Source organism: Vibrio sp. F13 (assembly GCF_020806305.2).
Lineage (GTDB): Bacteria > Pseudomonadota > Gammaproteobacteria > Enterobacterales > Vibrionaceae > Vibrio > Vibrio crassostreae_C.
In genome coordinates this window covers 16,783-36,578 of record NZ_CP170176.1, presented here as the reverse complement: position 1 = coordinate 36,578, position 19,796 = coordinate 16,783, and the positions used below count along the sequence as shown (strand labels likewise).

Genomic DNA, 19,796 nt, shown 5'->3' with positions numbered 1-19,796 from the left:
GCCGTAAGAGGGAAAGACTATGAATATGCTGACACTAGACAGAACAGAACTTCACAGAAACCATTCAACATTTATTGCTGAAGCTGTCTTTGCCGTAGAAATGGTGAAAGCAGACAAGCAGCTCGAAAAACAAAAAATGGCGAAACAGTTGCTTGATACTCTATTTCCTCTTGAGGCTGGTTCACACGAAGACGCAGTGAGCTATGAGATTGACTACCGACATGTTCAGGTTTACTTCAAAAATGGCGAACATACAGGCCTAAAACGAGCGAAGCACTTTGTTGCTTTCACTGGCGATAAGTCTAAGCCTTCAGCAATCCTATTTCGTGATGAAAGCGGTACACACGTTGAAGTGACAATCGGTGCTCGTAAAGGCACCGGCTACTTGGAATTGGTTGATATTCAAGATATCCAGTTAGAGACATGCACCACGTTTGGCCAAACTGAGGCGAGCCGTTCTTCTGGCATCCGTCACTGGGTGAGCTTAGTGAAAGGCGATGAAAGCGGGCGACCGAACGCTTCAAGTGAAGATAAAGAGTTCACGGCAAAAAATGGCGAAGACTATAACCTAGGTTTTTGCTTCGCCATCTAATGTGCTGTCTTTGAAATGTACTGTCTTTGAAATGTACAGTGCTGCTCTGCTAGACGTAGCACTGACATTTGAATACTGATTTCTCTTTTACCTTTGGTAATTTCCCCGCCCCTATAGCGGGGCTTTTTTGTTAGAGCTATAAATAAATTAGGCTGTTGTTGATTTTATCTTTAGAAAGTTTGAATGAGATTTTACGGTGCGTTATTTTTATTTAAAGTGCTGTATTTAAACATTTTTATTTGTTTATTTTATTCTGTTTTTATTGGCTTAACTATCACTATTGACGGTGGTTTGGGTGACTATTGAGCTAAAACTCAGTCAAAATGCTTTGAGCTGTGCTATAATCCGCGCCTTGGGATTGAGCCAATAAGTCCATTTGTCACCAATCATTGTGATTTTTATCGCCTTTTTATTTAGGTGGTGCGGCGAGCCAATCAAGTAGTAATTGGATATGGAGAGCGTCCTTATATTCGTTAATTCGGATATGCGAACATCATAATTTATGAGTTTTAAATCAAAAAAATACAGTATTGATTCTACTGACTATCAAGTTGGTCAAGACAACGTCAGTAAATGGGGCATGGATGTCCATAACACAGTCTTCGTAGCCTCAGTAGGCTTATCTCTTCTCTTCATCATCACTCTTCTTGCTCTTCCTCCTGCAGATGCTAAAGCTGCTATTGATTCTATCAAGGGTGCTGTTTTATCAAAGTTTGACTTCCTCTTTATGTGGGGAGCTAACATCATGCTAGCGTTTGCCGTTGTTCTCGCGTTTTCACCTTTGGGTAAAATTCGTCTAGGTGGCGAAGACGCGACGGCGGATTACTCCATGTCATCTTGGATAGCAATGCTATTCGCAGCGGGTATGGGTATAGGACTTATTTTTTGGGGTGTTGCAGAGCCAACCGCGTTCTTCACGAACTGGTTCGGAACGCCACTCGGTGCAGAACCTTTTACAGAAGCAGGCCGTGAACTCGCTCTTGGCGCGACACTGTTCCACTGGGGTTTTCATGCATGGGCTATCTATGGCATGACGGCGCTTTGTCTAGCGTACTTTGTTTACAACAAAGGCTTACCGCTATCAATGCGTTCTGTGTTTTACCCAATACTGGGTGAACGAGTTTGGGGTAAAACAGGTGATGTGATCGACGTACTAACGGTACTGGTTACTCTGTTTGGCCTTGCGACTTCATTAGGCCTAGGTGGTACGCAGGCAGCAAGTGGTATTAGCCACGTGTTTGGCTTGGAAAACAACATCTACCTTCAGCAATCTATTATCGTTTTGATTATGGGCTTGGCGATCATCTCTGTTATGCGTGGCATGGACGGTGGTGTTAAGTTCCTAAGTAACCTGAACATGGTTATTGCGTTCGTATTCCTTGGTCTTATCGCTGTTCTGAACTTCACAACCGTGCTTGATTCTGTGGCAACGGCGGTGACGGGTTATGCGAATAACATCGTAGCGTTGAGCCAAAGCTCTGGTCGTGAAGACACAACATGGCTGCATGGCTGGACTGTGTTCTACTGGGCATGGTGGGTTGCGTATGCACCTTTCTTCGGCATGTTTGTAGCGCGTATTTCTAAAGGCCGTACGGTTCGTGAGTTTTTACTTTGTGTACTGATTATCCCAACATTGGTAACGTCGGCTTGGATGGCTATCTTCGGTGGCGTGGCTATCGAGCAGGTGATTAATCATGTAGGGCAACTTGGCCTCGACCAAGGTATTACAGACGTATCTCTAAGCTTGTTCTACATGCTAGATGCTTACTCGTTCGGTAGCATTCTGTCAGTTCTCGCAGTTGCACTGATCATTGTGTTCTTCGTTACAACGCTAGACTCAGGCTCTATCGTTATCGATGGCATGACAGCGGGTGGTAAGCTTGAAGTTCCTGTTAAACAGAAAGTGGTTTGGGCGGTTATCTCAGGCGCTATTGCAATGGTGATGTTGTGGATTGGTGGTACTCAATCTATCCAAGCTCTGCAATCGATCACGATCATTGCTGCACTACCGTTTACGATCATTCTTCTGATTGGTTGTTTCAGCTTGTTGAAAGGTCTACTGACTGAAGTAGATAAAGGACAAGAAAACGTTAGCGAAACCGCTAAATAAAGTAATCAAGTATGGGGAGTAGATAGTTCGCTAGTTACTCCTTATTAAGCATTATTTCAAAGCTCTCTTGTACTGTGTGCAAGGGAGCTTTTTTATGCCCAAGAAGAAATCAAAGACAAGCAGATAAGACAAAAAAAGAGCCACAAGTGAATCGTCACTTGTGGCTCTTTTTAGTTTTAGGGAGCAGCTATTAGCTAATAGCTTACGCGTTCAATTCATGTTGAATTACGTAATCCAAAGCACCGACTACAGCAGCAACTTGAGCGTCATTACACTCTTCGTCTGTCACTTTGTCGCTGTCTGGGTAAACCTCTGTGGTTGTACCGTACTTACAGTCAGTCACGCCGCCACATAAGCCAAGCTTCTTCATTGGGTAGTTGATCACGCCGTGTTGAGTGACGTCTGAACCAATGATCTTGCCTTCGTCATCCGCAGGCGCAATGTGGGTTACTTTTTCAACTGAAGCGATGACAGCAGCTTGGAATTCAGGTTGTGGGTTTTCAGTATCGCCAACAGTGTAGAAACCGTCTGGGATCATACCTTCGATGTACTCAATGCCATCACGAGCTGCGAGTGCAGGTCGGAATTCAGTTTCATCAGAGTCAGTCGTCTCATGCAGGTCAACGTGAACCAATACTTCTGGCAGAGACGCTACTAGAGCTCGTAGGTTTGCTGATTCTTCTGCTGGCGTACCGTCGTAGAAAGAGCGGTTTGGATCAACAGCATTTGGATTCCAGCGGTTGATCACTTCGTAGCCCCAAGGGCTCACACAAGGTGCGACAACAATGTTGAAGTGCGCCGTGTATTTTTCTGCTTGAGTCGCAGCGAATTTGATCGCGCCATGCACGCCACTGGTTTCGTAACCGTGAACACCACCTGTCACCAGAATCGTCGGCTTTGACTCGTCCCAGTTTTTGCTCTTGATAGCGAAGAGTGGGAAGCGAGCTTCGTCGTAGCTCAGTGCGCCGTATTGTTCGATGTCAAAGCGGTCTGCAAGTGCTTTAATCTTTGGTACAACTTCTTGCTGGTATTCACGCTTAACCGTTCGTTGAGCTAACCATGCTTCACGTTCTGCTTGTTGCCATTTTTGCCCTGGCTTACCAATCGGGTAGGTAGATTCACTTTTCATCTATACTTTTTCTTTTATGTTCGTGAAAGATTAAGACAGATTATTCCTGTCTAACAGAGACAGCAATAGAAAACACAACTTGTGACTTTATTTTTTACAGACTCATAACTTTGATGAGTGAATTGATGGTGTTACATTTTATTGATGGTTCAATTCTTTATAAAGAGACAACAAAATGGCTGGAGCAAGTTTACTAACACTGTTAGATGACATTGCAACCGTGTTGGATGATGTCGCATTGATGTCTAAGGTAGCCGCTAAAAAAACCGCAGGCGTATTAGGTGACGATTTAGCCCTTAACGCCCAGCAGGTATCCGGTGTTTCTGCTGAAAGAGAAATCCCAGTGGTATGGGCGGTCGCAAAAGGCTCATTTAAAAACAAGCTGATTTTGGTTCCGGCAGCACTATTGATCAGTGCATTCATTCCTTGGTTGATCATGCCACTACTGGTGATTGGTGGTCTGTTTCTTTGTTTTGAAGGGGCAGAGAAAATCTTAGAAAAGCTTTTTCCTCATGCTCATCAACACGAAGAGAAAGATGAGGAAAGCAGCTCGGGTGAATCTGTTGAAGAGTATGAGAAGCGAAAGGTCTCAGGCGCAATTCGTACCGACTTCATCTTATCTGCGGAAATCATTGTAATTGCGCTGGGTACCGTAACGGGTACAAGTATCGTGACTCAGATTCTTGTGGTGAGTTTGATAGCGGTTGTGATGACGATTGGTGTTTATGGCTTAGTGGCAGGGATCGTTAAGCTGGATGATTTAGGTTTCTATCTCCAACGCACATCAAATGGGAGTGCCATTAAAACCCGATTGGGTAATGGGTTAGTCGCATTTGCACCAAAGCTAATGAAGATGCTTGCGGTTGTCGGCACGGCTGCGATGTTCTTGGTTGGCGGCGGTATTGTGGTACACAACGTTCCAGCAATTCATCACTTAATTGAACCGATTATTATGGACTTCAGTGGACATACGATTGCGACTGCGGTGGTACCAACGCTATTAAATGGTGTGATTGGGGTTTTATCTGGATTGATTGTCGTTGCTATTTGGACTGCTATCGGAAAAATTCGCGGTAAGTAATCGTTAAATTACTGCTGGGAATAAGACAGTCTTTTATCGAAACAAAAAAGGGTCACCATAATTACTATGGTGACCCTTTTCGCTAAATGGAGGGTGTCTATTTAACAGCCCAAGTGCTTATTTTACAGACCAAGCAATCGCCTCGCCGCCACGGATTGGCACAACGATGTCTGAACCGAAAGGCATCGTTTCAGCAACATTCCACTCTTCTTTAACGAGCGTAATTGTATCTGAGTTACGTGGCATGCCGTAGAAGTCTGGGCCATTGTGGCTCGCGAATGCTTCTAGGTTCTCAATCTTGCCTTCTAAATCGAATACTTCAGCGTACAGTTCAACCGCAGCGTGCGCTGTGTAAGAACCTGCACAACCACACGCTGACTCTTTTGCACCTTTAGCGTGTGGTGCAGAGTCTGTACCCAAGAAGAACTTCTTGCTACCGCTTGTTGCTGCTTCAATAAGTGCTAACTGGTGTGTGTTGCGCTTAAGGATAGGTAGGCAGTAGAAATGTGGCTTAATGCCGCCAACCAACATGTGGTTGCGGTTATAAAGCAAGTGGTGAGCAGTAATGGTTGCCGCTACGTTCTCGTTAGCGTTCTTAACGAAAGTCGCAGCATCTGCCGTCGTGATGTGCTCTAGAACGATCTTCAGGTTAGGGAAGTCGTTAACAATCGGTGCTAGAACTGTGTCTAGGAACTCTTTTTCACGGTCAAAGATATCAACATCGTGAGCCGTTACTTCACCGTGTACCAGCAGCAACATACCCACTTCTTGCATTGCTTCGAGTACGTGGTAAATCTTTTGAGCTGAAGTTACACCTGAATCAGAGTTAGTCGTCGCGCCAGCAGGGTATAGCTTCGCTGCTACAACAGCGCCAGATTCTTTCGCTTTACGAATTTCATCAGGTGTTGTGTTGTCTGTCAGGTAAAGTGCCATTAGAGGCTGGAATTGCTCGCTTGGCTGCTGTGCCATGATGCGTTCACGGTAAGCAAGAGCCATTTCGGTATCGGTTACCGGTGGGATGGTATTTGGCATGATTAACGCTCGACCATTGTAACGGCTGATATCGCGAACTGTATCTTTTAATACTTCGCCATCGCGTAGATGAACGTGCCAGTCGTCAGGACGAGTAATCGTAAGTTGTGTCATTGAAGGCTCCCACCATTTGAAGTGTTATGTAGTTGGAGCCTAAACTCAGCGAAATCTGTGAAAGCAATCGCTTACGTTTAGGCGACAGGATGATAGTGGAAAAGTACTTTCATTTCATCCTATTTTTAACTCTTCATGGCTAGGAGCTTGTTTTTATGGATATTTTATTCGGTATCTATTTGTTAATAAGGGTTAGCGGGTGGCTACCCACAGACCATGGATCATTCCTGGAACCCAGAAGAAGAAAGTAAGAATGATATTAATCACCAAATCTTTCCCGGCGCCGCGAGCGAAGAACACGCCAACAGGCGGAAGCAGTACACATAAGATGATAATGACGAGTTTGTTCATGATAAATCCTTTTTATTCAATGAAAGTTCAATGCGGTAAACGTGTTCATATTATAGAACGTCTCGAGAGTGTTACTGCATTGCTGCCTTAATGTATCAAGATAGAAAGCTAAACATCTCAAGATACTAGCCTAGTATCAAGTGTTTAATGCCTGCCAGTTCGACTAAAGTTAGATTGGATGTAATAGTGAGGTTTGAGTTGAAATTGTTTAAATTGAAACATAAATAGTGTGCAGTCTAGCGTTAAACTAGTTACGAATAACTAGTTTAACGCTAGCGTCTTAGGATTATTCGGTATCAACCCAAAGCTCTAATCCATTTAGGTAGCTGTCTCCTGTGGCCCTAAAGCCTGTTAACTGCTCATCTGCGGTTAGAGTATATTCATCGCTATAGTGACCTGAGTAAGATTTGTTACCACAGGTTAACAGTAAGCCACCAGATCTATTATATAGAAAGAGTCGAGACATATCGTTTCCAGACCCAAACTCTGTGGGTCCCCAGAGAGCTCTAACTCTACCTATGTCAGCAACGTTTATTGTATGTTTGGCTCCGCCAGTGCCTCCAATATGAGCACCTCCTACCTGCGAGATAGAATCTACAATAAACCCACAGCCAAACGTCACTTGAGCATTGATACGAGTATCAAATAGATAATCATTACCAATGTCATCACCAAGGAATTTAATTGGATGCCCTGGAGGTGTTTCATCGACGCAAGCAGTAAATCGAACACTCGAATTGACATCATTTGTACTAACAACTCTATCTGCCATGTTTACGGAACGATGATAGCTAATTCCACTTGTTCCTTGGTCACTAGCCCAGTAGTTAACGTCAATTGGCCAGTTGTGATTAGTAAACAAACGGCCACTAGTATTGCCATCATCATATAGGCTTTCAAGTTCCATCGCCGTTGGCAATCGTGCTCCTCTAGCTTGGCACAAGTAATTAGCAGTGTGCCAATCGTGAGAAGCCGTGGTGATACCATTTAAAGCGGTAGTACCGTTACCAACTTGAGGTGTGGCGATGATTTCAGCATCTTTAGTATCTGCGTACATCAACGGTGGTAGGTAGATATTCACTGAGACGATTGGCTCATATGGGTTACCGACGTAACCTTGCAAAATTCCTGTGGCATAGCCCCCTTTTCCATCAGACACAACATAGGACACAGATGTTTCTCCAGGTTGGGTACTAGTGAAATCAAACTCAGTATCATTGAAAAGATTACCATCGTTGTTGGCATCGTTTGGAATTAAGATGGTTGCACCAAAGCTATATATGTCAACGAGATGAAGAGTATCACCGTCAGGGTCACTTATAAGATCCGCAACATTGAACCTTAATTGTTTACCATAAGGAATTTTAGCTACCTCGTCACCAGAGTCTGGATCTATATAACTGATTTTCCTAACAGATTCTGCTGTTGGTGCACTGTTTGTGTCTGTTGAGACCGCGATATCAATACTACCAGCTAACACACTTGAACCATCACTATAGCTATATAGGATGCGTTCTACGCCGCTTGGTATGCCATCTCCTGGGGTGTAATCAATCGTATTAGTTGATGTGTTTGCAATAGCAGTTGAATTTGTCGCATCACCATTAGGCAATGTAACCGTGGTTGCTAATGCATATGTGCTTGTGTCTAGAGAGTACCCCGCGTTCCCAAGCTCTTTAGCGATATCTATTTGTACAGATGTGAAAGAGGAGGTTAGTCCTGAAATCGGTGTAAGTTGCTCAGTTGACTCACCGACAGCCGCACGAACTGTCGCTTCAGCAAAACCATCTCCTGATGTTGCTGAAGTAGCGCTAATACGCGCCTCTCCATAGTTACTATGGGAGCTCATAGCGATGTCAGAAGGTAGCGCAGCGCCAACTCGATAGCGGTAGTCGCACACTTTTGCACTTTGAGCGCTAATGGTGAAGCCATTGGCATTTTGGGATACAACATTACAATCATAGCTATTATTCAAAGACGTAACTGTCGTTAATGTAACTGACGAATCATCAGATGACTCCATATTATTCGACAAATCAACAAAAAAGGTATTTGTGGGAGTGCTTTGACGAATTACATCCTGAGCATAGTAAAGGGTATCTCCTGATGTTGGAGATTCGGGTTTGGAGTTAGTAGTCGCTTCGTCGCTAGATGCACCACACCCAAACAGCGCCAATGATATCGCTACTGACAGGGATAATTTATGAAAAGGTGCGTATGTACTTATTCTCATCATGTATTTAATACTCATTAGTGAATGTTATGGGAATTAAGCAAAGAGAGCACAGCCCATTATTTATTTGCGTATTCTAACAAGGCTAAATCACTTTAAATTAGCACGAGCTAGTATCTGGCACTGGTGAGTGCCTAGTTGACAGCTGGCGCTATTAGCAATGATATAAGTTAAAACTCAAACTGTTATACGTCTCTAGTATTTATATTGAAGTGGGGTTGTTCATGTGAATAACTACTTTTATAAGATAAGACCGAAGGTGGGATCTAATACCAGTTACTAAATTAGCGAATGAGTAACCTAAGGAATTAAATGCCTAGGTTATTTTTTAGGTGAATGGTTTTCTTGCTCAAATATCCACTAGGCATATCGGAAGGTCACTTTTCTTTACTTGCTAACAAAAACGTTTATTCATTGCATATCATACACCCGGAGTTAGCAAGGGGCTAACTAATCATATTATGAATATATCGAAGGAAATAAAAGTGAAAAAACTAACACTTATTACACTGCTATCTGCAATTACATCTGTTCCAGCTTTTTCTGCACCTGGCGATACCTCTACTGGTTCTGCAGTATTCAGCGGCTTTGTTCCTGGTTTTGTAACCAACGGTGACATCCTTGTTACTGGTGCGGGCGGTAGTGAAGACTCTGCTTCTTTTGTTGGTACGTTACAGGTGAACGCTGACGGTACGTTCGAAACAACTAAACCTGTTGTTTTGGAAGCGCATGACTACACGGGGGCTGTGCTTGGGGCTTTAACTCCAGCTAACTGGACGGTATCACAAGTAAATGTGCTTCCAGCTTTAATGGGTGAAGTACAGCCTAACATTGTCGTCGGCGATAACCTTTCAGCGACGGAACTTACTGCAGCTGAATACTTAGCTTCAACTCAACTTTCAACAGGCGATACGATTCAACTGTATGTTGCTAACGATACAGCACACTCAACTCCAGATGATATTGCTGGTACAGAAGTTATCGTTAACGTTGATATGATTGCAACTTTGCCATAAGAAAAAATCTCATTATTTGATAGGCACTTAATTAATTAAGTGCCTTGTTTTTCGAGGCTGATGAAAATGAATATCTATATAAATTATTTCTTTCTATTATTGCTTGTTATTTTTAGTTTCAATAGCTTTGGCTATGAAAGCTATTCATTTCCAGTAAATACAAAAATAAATAGAGCGAATTTGTATGACTATTCTATAAATGTAGATTTATCTGATGAGTTTATTGCACTGAAGTATGATGGTGAGAACGAAACCTTTCTAAATGGGCGTTTTTATTCTTATATTAGAACGAATATACCAACAAGCTCTGGGGATTCGTTTGAATACAGTTATAACATATCAGAGTTCACTTCTAAATGTGTTTTCAACGATAGCGGTGAAACTATGTATGATGATTTTGTCGATTCTCTATATCGATAGAAAACATTACTCTGATATTTCAGATATACCAAACTTTGAATTTAATAATATTAAAAATACTGAATATGAAAACTCTACCAATGAATTTGAATTAGTGACAAATAAAAATATACCGAGTGATGAGCCATTAGATTGCAATGGTCGTATTACGTTCAATGTGGAGCTTCAACTATAATGTTTATTAGACTTTGGTTTGGTTTAAACTTAATTATCATATTTTTCTTGGCCATAATATATAGTTCAAAATCCGTCGCAAATATTCCAGATGGATTTGAAGATATGTTTGAAGAGAAGTTGATAAGAATGCCACTAATTCTCTCGGCTGATAACAACAAATTATTCTATTCGGAAGCTTTCATCTCGGGTGATGAAGTAAGAATTCCCACTTCACAAAAACAACTTGTAGCACAAGCATTGGCGAATGAGCTTGGTATTGAGAAAGATGTTAGCGATGCGATGGCAACAACACTGGTAAATGGGGTTGAATCGAGCCTAGATTGTAAAGGTTATCGAAGTGAATGTGGTCTACTACCTGATTTATATGATTTTGTTTATGTGCCAGATAGCCAATCATTGATTATTCATGTTAACTCACAATTCTTAACTGAGATAATAGAAGAGTCAGAAATAAAATTTGTAAAAGAAGAGATTGATCAAAACGCGATCATTATGTCACATGGTTTGAATCTATCTGGTTCTTATAGCGACAACACTGATTATACATCGTCTTATTCTTATCAACATGAAAATTATGCAGGTTTTGGCAAGTATGGCTATTTGCATAATGATCTAAACTTTAGTGATGTCAATGGTTTCAGTTCGGATGACTCATCGTATAACTATGTTGGTGGTAATACTCGTTTCTCTGTCGGGTATAAATACCAAGAACGCTCTTGGAATAGTACTCAGTTTTTAGAAAATGGCAGCAAAACTTCTGGTTACATGTTGTCGATTGGATCGACGAGAGAGCTAGTAAAAAAATCATCTCCTAATTCTAGACGAGTATATTTGAACATTTCAAGAGCTGGTCGACTAGAAATTAATGATGATAGAGGCCGTGTTCTATTAAGTCGTAATGTGGATGCAGGGCAAGAATACTTTGACTATAACGAGCTACCATCTGGTACTTATACTGCGACAATTCGAATATTTGATGGCAGTGAAGAGTTTTACACAGAAGATAGGTTGATAGTCAATACAAGCTCTTCGTCGATTAAAACCGGCGAACTAGATTATCATATTACAGCCGGTTATTTATCAAGAGACCTGACGAATACGGGACTAGAGGACGATTTTGACCAGAAATCCATCAACTTTGCTTATGATAATTATGAAAGTCCAATGTTCACCAATGGGAAATTGAGCTATCAAGTTACGGATTTTTTTGCACTGGGTGCAGGTTCGTTTATTACAGGGGAAGATAATTATAATTATGTTGGTGGTCACTTATCTTTAGGGGAAGTGTCCAGAATATCGGCAGTAACAGGATTATTTGACGATGGATTTAGTTTTTATAATTTTGATGTGGGGATTTATAACTTAAGTGTATCTTACACAAAATTTGATAGTGAAAATGATAATAGTATTGGAGATATTAGTTTGTCTCAACTTTTATTCAGTAACTCGAACTATACATCATTATCAGTAAATTACAACAAGTACTTAACGAGAAATATATCATCATATATATCGGGTATATTAACAAAAAACCAATATAAAGATTTTAGTAATGGTTATAATAATGAATCAGAAAGTTGGTCTGCAAGAAGTGGCGTGCAGATATCATCATTACCACTTGACTCAAAGGTGAACTTAGAGTTATCAGCAAGTGAATCGAGCGATATAAATTATGGTGTTATGGCCTCAATAATTATTCCAATAGGCCAGGAAAACACATACACACATAGTACACAAGCACAAATAGATGATAGTGGTGATGTTGCGCTATCGCATAGAGATACAGTCTCAAGTAGTCTAATTAACAGAAACAATCTAAATGTATCAAGCTCTGCGGGACTTTATTATCAAGATTCTACTGAAGACCAAAGCAGTGCCGATTTATCATTGTCTGCAAATTATAAGAATAAACATATTGACTCAAACTCTTATGCCTATATCAATTCAAGTAGTAATACAAGTGTTTCTGCATATATTGGTACAAGTAATATCATAACTTCTCAAGGAATAGAGTTTACGAGTGAAAAGTCATCTTCTTATTTTATTTCGAATAATGATACAGGGGAACTGTCTTCGGATGGAAAATTCTTGGCGGTAGTTAACTCCGAGCAGAATGGAAAACAAAGCAATGCTTATGTTAGTGGAGATGCTTTGACGGTATATCCATTAAAAGAGTTCTATGAATATGAATTCAAGCTTGATACGGAAGCCTCTGATTTTTACAACAATGGTGAGTCTTATACGTCGGCTACTAGTTATCCAGGAACTGTTATCCGTTTGGATACGTCGTTGTCTGAGTTGAAATCATTTATATCGACGTTTAGTGATATAAATGGAAATCCAATAGACGGAGTTGAATGTATCGGTGGAGGTTGTGTTTCTACTGACAAGCTTGTTGAAGGTGTGTATCAATTTAAGGTGAAAGATAAACAACCTTACAAAATTATATCTAAGGAAAACCAATGTGTAATACCGGAGTTATCATCGGTTAATAATTTGAATTTAGGTAATAACTTCTGTATGCCATCATTCGAAGAAAATAGTGAAGGTTATCAGATAGCCCTAGTTGATGGTGTTTATTATTACTACTTAGGGCAATACAAGGATAGTAATATTGTATTGAACTATCAGAACAAACTGAACAACTCAGGTGTTGAAATTATAAACAAAAAGCTTGGCGGTTATTTGTATATATTCGCTAAGTCTCCTGAGCAACTAACTACGGCAAACAAACTGTATGTTGATGAACTCATTAATTATGCAGTTCATATGGAGATGACGCCATATGCTTATAACTAACATAGAGAAAATTATGCAACGTGTAATATTTACTTCGATACTATTAATGACGACCTCTTTTAGCCATGCATTTAGCATAGATAAAATGCTTCTTATAGCTGGAGAAGATGGTAATGGAGTTTTTACTCTGACTAGTTCGAAAACTGAACCTGAATATATAAAAGGTAACGTTAGCCAAGTAAAGGTTGAAAACGGAGAGTTAGAAAAGGTAGAGCTAACAAAAGATAATTTACCTTTATGGGATCTTGCGCTATTACCCAATAAACTGATATTAAATCCGGGGGAAAGACGTCGTGTATCAGTAAAGAATTTATGTCAGGTTAATTGTGATGATTTAGAGAAGGACAAAGTTTATCAAGTGACTTTCATGCCTAGCGTTATCGATGGAGATAAAAAAGAAAGTATAATTGGTATTAATTATGGTTATGCTCCTTATTATATTGTACCTGCAAAAAATACTAATGTTGACTACAAAGTTAAATATAACGGTTCAGAAGTTTATGTGGAAAATAATGGTAACACATTTTTCTACATGCAGTTTGATAACTGTAAACCGAATTCTGTTAGTAACAAATGTAAACAAACTAATACAATACTATCTGGTCGAAAGAAAACCATAAAATTAGCAGAAGGCCTGCAAAATGTCGATTCGTTATCCGTTAAGGTAGCCAACCATGATTACAGTTATAACAAAAATATCACTATTAAAAAGAAATAGCCTAATTAGTATAGCGCTATTATTCACGGCTTTAGATAGTAGCCATGCTGCAGATGTATACGGAACGATTACAGCAAACAACTCTGTGGTTTGGAACAATGCGGCGTCAAATAGTTATTTCGGTAGTGAAGCTATATCTCCATCTGCATGGACGATAGCGCAAGAGCAACCAACGGTAGAGTGGTATCCCGCAACGATGGATAACCAACCCGTTAATAACGTTAGCTTTGTTAATCATTCTACAGGCGAAAGTTTTAACACCAGCCTGGAGTTGTTAGGCGTTGAGTACAATTTGGGTAGCTCGGCTAGTTATTTCACATCAAAAGACTACGGGTCAAATGTGGGAATGGGAGTTGCCAATGAGTGTGCAGCTACAAATATAAGTGGTTCGAGTGCGAAAGTGGGCCAAGAGTCGACTTTGTGTGTGTCGCGAATGGGTTACACAGCAACAAGCCGAATAGAGCCTTTTAAGTTTTATCGACCTGCTTTCGCTTTGCCTAATATCAGTAATGATGTGTTCGCAGCCCCTGTTGGATCTGGAACTTTTACGGCATCAATTAACCTTTCACCCACTTACTTTTTTACAAGTCAAACCGGTACGATGACTTATACCAGAGTGCCGGAGACGTTAATTATCACGATTGATTATCAAGCTGCGATCCTTGAATCATTAACGGTACTTGGAGACGGGAATATTGAACCCCAGTATGATACTGCAACAAAAAGGATCTCTGGTACAACGAGGTATGATGTTAGCTTGTTAGGGACTTTACCTACAGGCGTTATTATGACATTTAGCCCTACGTCAGGTGACTATGAGCTTACAAATATTGATAACTTGCTAGAAAAGATACCCTACACAATCACGTGTGCCATTGGCTGCGAAAGCCCTGACAAGGTGATTGTCCACGACGGAGTACTTAATACCGCATCTTTTCCTGATTCAGAAGTGATTACAGTGAATGGAGAAGGTAGTAACAAAGTTGATGTAGCATACGATGTTAGTTTTGATGTCGATGGAAATGCACTCAGTTCAGGTAATTACCAAGGGTCGTTTAATGTTGTTTATGAGGTGAACCTGTGAACCGACTAATTAATAATATTTGTTTTATGTTTCTAGTACTAACCAGCGGTGCAGCGGTTGCTGAGAAGCCAACTGCTCATATTTTGGGGGTAGGGGCAAACTATGGCTATAATTTTGATGGAGATATGTATGAAAATTCTCAATCTTTTTATTTTCTCTACCAATATAACCGACTTCAATTGAATCTAGGTATAAAGCACTACAAGTTATTGGGTGATTCAGAGTACATACCTGACCTTGATTTGCTCTATAGTATACATGATGGTGATACTCTTGATTTAAAGGTAGGAGTTGGAATCGAAGACAAATACCCAACAATAGAGTACCTTGTCGAGTATGCTTTGAATGAATATTTCGGTGCGAGTATCGCACTTAATCAAACGTTGAATGATGATTTTGGGAAAAACCAACGAGAAGCCGTGGTTGGATTATCTTATTATTTCAATGACAGCAAGCGTAAGATTGAGTCTGATCAAGTTGAACCTCGCCCTTCTTCGCTTGAAATTACAAAAGCTCCGGATTGCACATCTGACCCAGATGATATGGACTGTGATTTCGATACTATGTCTAACAGTATATCCGAAGTTGCTGTTAAGCCGACATTACCTTATGTCGTACAAGAAGGTGATTGGTTATATGAACTGCGTAGAAAGTTCGGCTTCGATTTAGAAGAGATCATTGAGAGTAATGATATTGAAAATCCGGACTTAATCTATCCCGGCCAAGTCTTAGAATAAGCTCTTACCGGTAACCTGATCAATATTAAAGTATTACTAGACCTATTTCTTATAAGGTATGGTGATGCTTTTTTTTTGCACTCGATTAAATCTGTCTAACTATTCATCTATGATCTTACATAGCTTACGTTGATGTGAATAATCAAGTGTTGCCAAGAATCATGGTTTACATTCCAGATCTTAGGTTCAGGTATTAAATATTACGAAGTTAGATAAAATTTAATTCTCTTAATGTAAAACCATTAAACTACTATGAAGACTTGCAAGATATGTATTAGCGTTTTACTCTTCGGTCTCTCCCTAAGGTTTAACTGCCATCAAATAGCTAACCAGCGCATAATACGTATAAGTCTGGTGAATTGATGTGGCTGTATCCATGCTATATCATGATTATTATGAATGGACTTTTCTGAACAAATTAATGTTTACAAATCTAACATCACGGATGCAAGAGTGGCTGGTAGGCATTAGACTTCTTTTTTCCTGCGAATAAGCTAAACTCTCATATGTAACAAATTACATTTGAGGTGTTTATGAAGTCGTTTGTCAATATTAAGGTCGTTTTATGTTCGTTTTTATTTTTTGCAACCTCAGCGATTGCTTCTATTAGTGCTGATGATGTCACGTTTTCAGGCCGAGTCGATGGAGATATACGAGCAATTTATTCTGACAAAAGTCTAACGAATGTGGATGGCATGCAAAACACGAAAGCTGTAAGAGGCATGACTCAGAGCAGTTATGTAACATTACTAAACAATGAAGTAGATGATGTAATTGTTCGTGAGGTTGACATGTAGTCAAGCGAACATAGCATATTAGATTCTAACTTTTTACCATATGCTTTAATACTCAATCGCTTAATTACATAGTATATAGATTGTACTGATAATTTAAGTGGGAAAATAATGAGGTATATTGGTTCAATAATATCGAATACGAATGTCAAAACTGTAGAGCTGTGTTTTGAAAGATTGAAGCAAGCAGGAGTTCATCCATCAGAACTATCTTTCGATGGATTGGTACTCCTGTTAATGTGCGCGGAAAGAGACCGCTTAGCAACACTGAGAGCTAATTGAGCATGGGTTTGAACAGGTTTGACAGCCTGTAAGCAAGTTCAAGAACTCGGGTTGAGTAAATAGCTGGCTTGTTTTTATGTGCATTAAAGCTTTAGAATAATAGTGTTTACCAATTTTGATTGCACCGTTGGTTGATTTTTTCTCGTACGAAACAACAGAAAATCCCATTTTTTCGAGTACTTCTGCTGAGCTCTTTATAGCAACTGTTGTGTAGTAGTCGGTAATGTTAGCGTGTTTTGCTAGAAACCTGAATTCTCTATTTAATTGTAGACGAAAAGGTCGCTCGTACAGCGAATGCTGGCTCACCGCAAAATAAGCTAATTTTCGGCTTTTATTATAAGGAACGGTTTTTCTTAAATCTATTTCATCAATCGACTTTTGAGAAAGTGTTTCAATTTCGGAGATCATACCTTCAGTCGTGAATATAGTGCCTATGTTATGTCCTAATAGCTCTCCTGTGACGCTGTCGACATATTTATAGGCAATGAAACGTTTTTCATTGCAATAGTTTAAAAAATCGATTTTATAGAGTCCATGCTTAATATTCTCATCAGAGGTTTTCTCATGAAAAACAAGTACAGAATTTACAATCTCACTATCATCAGAATTTCCAATCGGATATTCACAAACAGGATTGTGTTCGATCATCGATGTTGACTGATAATTTGCTCTGGCGATCAAGTTATTTAAACTACGGTATTTCTCTTCCATCAGAGTATTGAATTGATCAACTCTATTTTTAGAACTAGGGTCTTGATGTTGTAAATGACTAACTTTAGATAGATAAGGCTCAAGATCGTTGGTAAATTCTCGCAAAACACGAATACTACGGCTAAGAGTTGGTTTAGTTGTTCCTCTTTCCCATCGACTAAGTGTAACGGTATCAATGTTCGATAAATCTCCTCCGAGTAAGTTGAGCTTTGTAGCTGCTTGACTTTGTGTTAGTTCATTCGCGATTCGATATTTTTTTAAGTATTCGCCAAACACAGTAGTTTTCTCCAATCTTTTGCATAAGGCGAAGTATTATTATGTGTAGAAACTTAAGATGGTAGGCATCTTAATTTAAAGGCTGTTTGGCTATGCCTAATGATTTTTGATTGAGTATTGGTTATCCCACTGGGTTGTTTTTATGAGGGTTATTATTTCGGGTTGAGAAAGAAGTGTCGCTGTATCAATTTCGTATAAGCAATGTTCGAATGAGCGGTTGCCTAATTTAAAACCTCCTTTTTCTGACTCAATATCAAATGCTATTTTCTTAAATCCAAGTTGCTCTAAAATTTGTCCGCTTTCAGGCCATGCATTAAAGAAATAATAACGTTGAACATTTGAATAGTGAATTAGGTTTATAAATTGAGAAACTAACATACATCGAAATATCTGGAAATTAGAAGAGTAACGATTATAATTACAAACCGATAACTTAGTCGAATTTTTATAACTGACAGATTTTGTCAGGTCGATATCAATGATTTTTGAATGAGTAACTTTGTCAAAATAGTCACTTTCGAATATAAAACTAAGTGAGTGACCTACCAACTGCCCGCTTTCTGTTATAAATCTTTTTAAAATAGCTCGTTTGTTTTGTTGGTAGTCATATAGATTAATGTCGAAAAAACCCTTCGGTGTATGGATGGCTGTTTCGTAAAAGATTTTAAGGCTAGATAGTATCTCGTCATCATCTTTCAAAAGAAGTGGCATCTCAGTAATTAAAGCTGATTGTGGCTCTTGTGGCTCTTGTGGCTCTTGTGGCTCTTCATAACTTAATGATGAAAGCTTCGTTACCCTGTTATTAAAACGAAGTTGTTCAATCTCGTCTAGTAGCTTTGTTTCGTTTGGATTAGGTATTAATTCATAAAAGTCACTCAGGTCAACCTGTAAACAACGCAAGATTCTTAGGCATTTTGCAAGTGTTGGTTTGGTTTTTCCTCGTTCCCAACGACTGAGAGTTACCACGTCTACAGAGCGAAACTCTTCATTTGCAAGGTTTAACTTAACAGCAAGCTCACTCTGAGTAAGACCTAGTGAGACTCTCAATTCCTTTAAATAGTCACCAAACATACATTATCCCTAAGCGTAATTTGATCTAATTGAAGTATAGTCATCTATGATAGTTTATGGCGTTTTTAATAACCTATCTAAAAGTAACAGACTCGAGATTACCGTTTTGAAACGGCATTGTGTATTTGTACAGGAGTTCGTTTAACTACTTATGCAGTTTGTCTTCACGGTTAAGAAGTAGGCATGTAAAGCTACATATGATTTGTTCATGCTAATCCTTGCTAGTTATTGATCTGTAGTATGGATTAATCACAAAAAGAGGTTTGTTTATGAATACGAATATGTTGTCTGAAAATTTGCAAGCCGAAGCACTTATTGACGATGTTAATCAGGGATTGTTTTATCCTGTTTTTCAACCGATAACTAATGGCAATGGAACTGTCGGTGCTGAGGTTTTGTTACGTTGGGAAAAAGGGCACGATGTTGAATCGTCAATTCGCTGTCTGTTAGACTCTAAGAAGATTGCATGGTTTACTCAAATATTCTTGTTAAGAGTGTCCGAGGAATTATTGTCTCAGAAGAAAATGATTGATTTTCTGACTATTAATATCTCCCCTGATCACGTTTTAAGTTTCACTTTTCTACGTGATATTTCCCCAATTTGGCAAGCATGCAACAAGTTAGGTATAACCTTATGGATTGAGCTTACTGAGAATGAACAATACCCGGTTGGCATTGACGAGAAAAGGATGATGTCCCAGTTTGGAGTATGTCGTGGTCTTGGAATTAAAATCGCGATAGACGACTATGGCAGTGGTTATAACACTGGTGAAGCACTGATTAGGGTTGTTAAACCGAACATAGTGAAAATAGATCGGTCGTTAATGAGAAACCGGAGTGATAATTCGACCTTTTGGGAGCGTCTTAGATTTTTAGCTCGGAAGTATCAGATTGAATTGTTATCTGAAGGTATAGAAAACCATGAAGATTTACGTTTTGCACAATCGCAGGGCATAGATTATTTTCAGGGCTATCACTTAGGCAAACCTGGCTCATTGAGTCAATTGTCGAAACAAGGTGCAGCATATTGCTGATCTACTTAAAAATAGCGTGAATAAATTCGGGTTAC

16 protein-coding genes are annotated in these 19,796 nt (G+C 39.6%); 10 read left to right on the top strand and 6 right to left on the bottom strand.

Features of this window, described 5'->3' with window-relative positions; genetic code table 11:
* Positions 1–19: 19 nt before the first annotated feature.
* Positions 20–592: a malate synthase gene (locus tag LMH68_RS15190; protein ID WP_004731899.1), complete on the top strand. Its 573-nt coding sequence runs from the start codon at positions 20–22 to the stop codon at positions 590–592.
* 502 nt (positions 593–1,094) lie between these two features.
* Positions 1,095–2,702: a BCCT family transporter gene (locus LMH68_RS15185; protein WP_004731897.1), complete on the top strand. Its 1,608-nt coding sequence runs from the start codon at positions 1,095–1,097 to the stop codon at positions 2,700–2,702.
* A 202-nt stretch (positions 2,703–2,904) separates the two neighbouring features.
* Here LMH68_RS15185 and LMH68_RS15180 read toward each other — a convergent pair whose 3' ends face one another.
* Positions 2,905–3,831, bottom strand: a complete 927-nt coding sequence (locus tag LMH68_RS15180; protein WP_017064294.1) for a M14 family metallocarboxypeptidase — start codon at positions 3,829–3,831, stop codon at positions 2,905–2,907.
* A gap of 175 nt (positions 3,832–4,006) precedes the next feature.
* Between LMH68_RS15180 and LMH68_RS15175 the strand changes: the two genes are divergently transcribed.
* Positions 4,007–4,912, top strand: coding sequence for a DUF808 domain-containing protein (locus LMH68_RS15175; RefSeq protein WP_017059964.1), 906 nt, complete (start codon positions 4,007–4,009; stop codon positions 4,910–4,912).
* A gap of 117 nt (positions 4,913–5,029) precedes the next feature.
* On the opposite strand, the gene pyrC is transcribed toward LMH68_RS15175, so the two are convergent.
* From pyrC to LMH68_RS15160, 3 genes are all read right to left on the bottom strand, one after another.
* A complete protein-coding gene (gene pyrC, locus LMH68_RS15170) occupies positions 5,030–6,058 on the bottom strand; it encodes a dihydroorotase (RefSeq protein ID WP_017064296.1) in 1,029 nt (342 codons plus the stop codon).
* Between the two features lie 192 nt (positions 6,059–6,250).
* Complete coding sequence (locus LMH68_RS15165) at positions 6,251–6,409, bottom strand: YqaE/Pmp3 family membrane protein (protein ID WP_017059962.1); 159 nt, start codon at positions 6,407–6,409, stop codon at positions 6,251–6,253.
* 286 nt (positions 6,410–6,695) lie between these two features.
* Entirely contained in the window at positions 6,696–8,645 is a 1,950-nt protein-coding gene (locus LMH68_RS15160; protein WP_229647384.1) for an adhesion domain-containing protein, read from the bottom strand.
* A 482-nt stretch (positions 8,646–9,127) separates the two neighbouring features.
* Here LMH68_RS15160 and LMH68_RS15155 point away from each other — a divergent pair, with 482 nt between their 5' ends.
* The 6 genes from LMH68_RS15155 (at position 9,128) to LMH68_RS15130 (ending at position 16,390) form a co-directional block, all read left to right on the top strand.
* Positions 9,128–9,658: a hypothetical protein gene (locus LMH68_RS15155; protein ID WP_229647383.1), complete on the top strand. Its 531-nt coding sequence runs from the start codon at positions 9,128–9,130 to the stop codon at positions 9,656–9,658.
* Between the two features lie 594 nt (positions 9,659–10,252).
* Positions 10,253–13,054, top strand: a complete 2,802-nt coding sequence (locus tag LMH68_RS15150; protein ID WP_413755980.1) for a CS1-pili formation C-terminal domain-containing protein — start codon at positions 10,253–10,255, stop codon at positions 13,052–13,054.
* Between the two features lie 13 nt (positions 13,055–13,067).
* A complete protein-coding gene (locus LMH68_RS15145; RefSeq protein ID WP_229647381.1) occupies positions 13,068–13,772 on the top strand; it encodes a hypothetical protein in 705 nt (234 codons plus the stop codon).
* Positions 13,729–14,856, top strand: coding sequence for a hypothetical protein (locus LMH68_RS15140; RefSeq protein WP_229647380.1), 1,128 nt, complete (start codon positions 13,729–13,731; stop codon positions 14,854–14,856). Before LMH68_RS15145 ends, LMH68_RS15140 begins: the two co-directional genes overlap by 44 nt.
* Positions 14,853–15,593: a LysM peptidoglycan-binding domain-containing protein gene (locus LMH68_RS15135; RefSeq protein WP_017059955.1), complete on the top strand. Its 741-nt coding sequence runs from the start codon at positions 14,853–14,855 to the stop codon at positions 15,591–15,593. The genes LMH68_RS15140 and LMH68_RS15135 overlap by 4 nt, the downstream gene beginning before the upstream one ends.
* A gap of 533 nt (positions 15,594–16,126) precedes the next feature.
* A complete protein-coding gene (locus LMH68_RS15130; protein WP_017062773.1) occupies positions 16,127–16,390 on the top strand; it encodes a hypothetical protein in 264 nt (87 codons plus the stop codon).
* Positions 16,391–16,645: 255 nt separating this feature from the next.
* Here the strand turns inward: LMH68_RS15130 and LMH68_RS15125 are convergent, their stop codons facing one another.
* Both LMH68_RS15125 and LMH68_RS15120 read right to left on the bottom strand, forming a co-directional pair.
* Positions 16,646–17,656, bottom strand: coding sequence for a helix-turn-helix domain-containing protein (locus LMH68_RS15125; protein WP_229647379.1), 1,011 nt, complete (start codon positions 17,654–17,656; stop codon positions 16,646–16,648).
* A 96-nt stretch (positions 17,657–17,752) separates the two neighbouring features.
* Positions 17,753–18,727, bottom strand: coding sequence for a helix-turn-helix domain-containing protein (locus LMH68_RS15120; protein ID WP_229647378.1), 975 nt, complete (start codon positions 18,725–18,727; stop codon positions 17,753–17,755).
* 269 nt (positions 18,728–18,996) lie between these two features.
* Between LMH68_RS15120 and LMH68_RS15115 the strand changes: the two genes are divergently transcribed.
* Positions 18,997–19,761, top strand: a complete 765-nt coding sequence (locus tag LMH68_RS15115) for an EAL domain-containing protein (protein WP_017062770.1) — start codon at positions 18,997–18,999, stop codon at positions 19,759–19,761.
* Positions 19,762–19,796: the final 35 nt, after the last annotated feature.

Coding starts and splice junctions, on each gene's coding strand:
- LMH68_RS15190 (WP_004731899.1), top strand. CDS start 20: ATGAATATGCTGACACTAGACAGAACAGAACTTCACAGAAACCATTCA.
- LMH68_RS15185 (WP_004731897.1), top strand. CDS start 1,095: ATGAGTTTTAAATCAAAAAAATACAGTATTGATTCTACTGACTATCAA.
- LMH68_RS15180 (WP_017064294.1), bottom strand. CDS start 3,831: ATGAAAAGTGAATCTACCTACCCGATTGGTAAGCCAGGGCAAAAATGG.
- LMH68_RS15175 (WP_017059964.1), top strand. CDS start 4,007: ATGGCTGGAGCAAGTTTACTAACACTGTTAGATGACATTGCAACCGTG.
- pyrC (WP_017064296.1), bottom strand. CDS start 6,058: ATGACACAACTTACGATTACTCGTCCTGACGACTGGCACGTTCATCTA.
- LMH68_RS15165 (WP_017059962.1), bottom strand. CDS start 6,409: ATGAACAAACTCGTCATTATCATCTTATGTGTACTGCTTCCGCCTGTT.
- LMH68_RS15160 (WP_229647384.1), bottom strand. CDS start 8,645: ATGATGAGAATAAGTACATACGCACCTTTTCATAAATTATCCCTGTCA.
- LMH68_RS15150 (WP_413755980.1), top strand. CDS start 10,253: ATGTTTATTAGACTTTGGTTTGGTTTAAACTTAATTATCATATTTTTC.
- LMH68_RS15145 (WP_229647381.1), top strand. CDS start 13,068: ATGCAACGTGTAATATTTACTTCGATACTATTAATGACGACCTCTTTT.
- LMH68_RS15140 (WP_229647380.1), top strand. CDS start 13,729: ATGATTACAGTTATAACAAAAATATCACTATTAAAAAGAAATAGCCTA.
- LMH68_RS15130 (WP_017062773.1), top strand. CDS start 16,127: ATGAAGTCGTTTGTCAATATTAAGGTCGTTTTATGTTCGTTTTTATTT.
- LMH68_RS15120 (WP_229647378.1), bottom strand. CDS start 18,727: ATGTTTGGTGACTATTTAAAGGAATTGAGAGTCTCACTAGGTCTTACT.
- LMH68_RS15115 (WP_017062770.1), top strand. CDS start 18,997: ATGAATACGAATATGTTGTCTGAAAATTTGCAAGCCGAAGCACTTATT.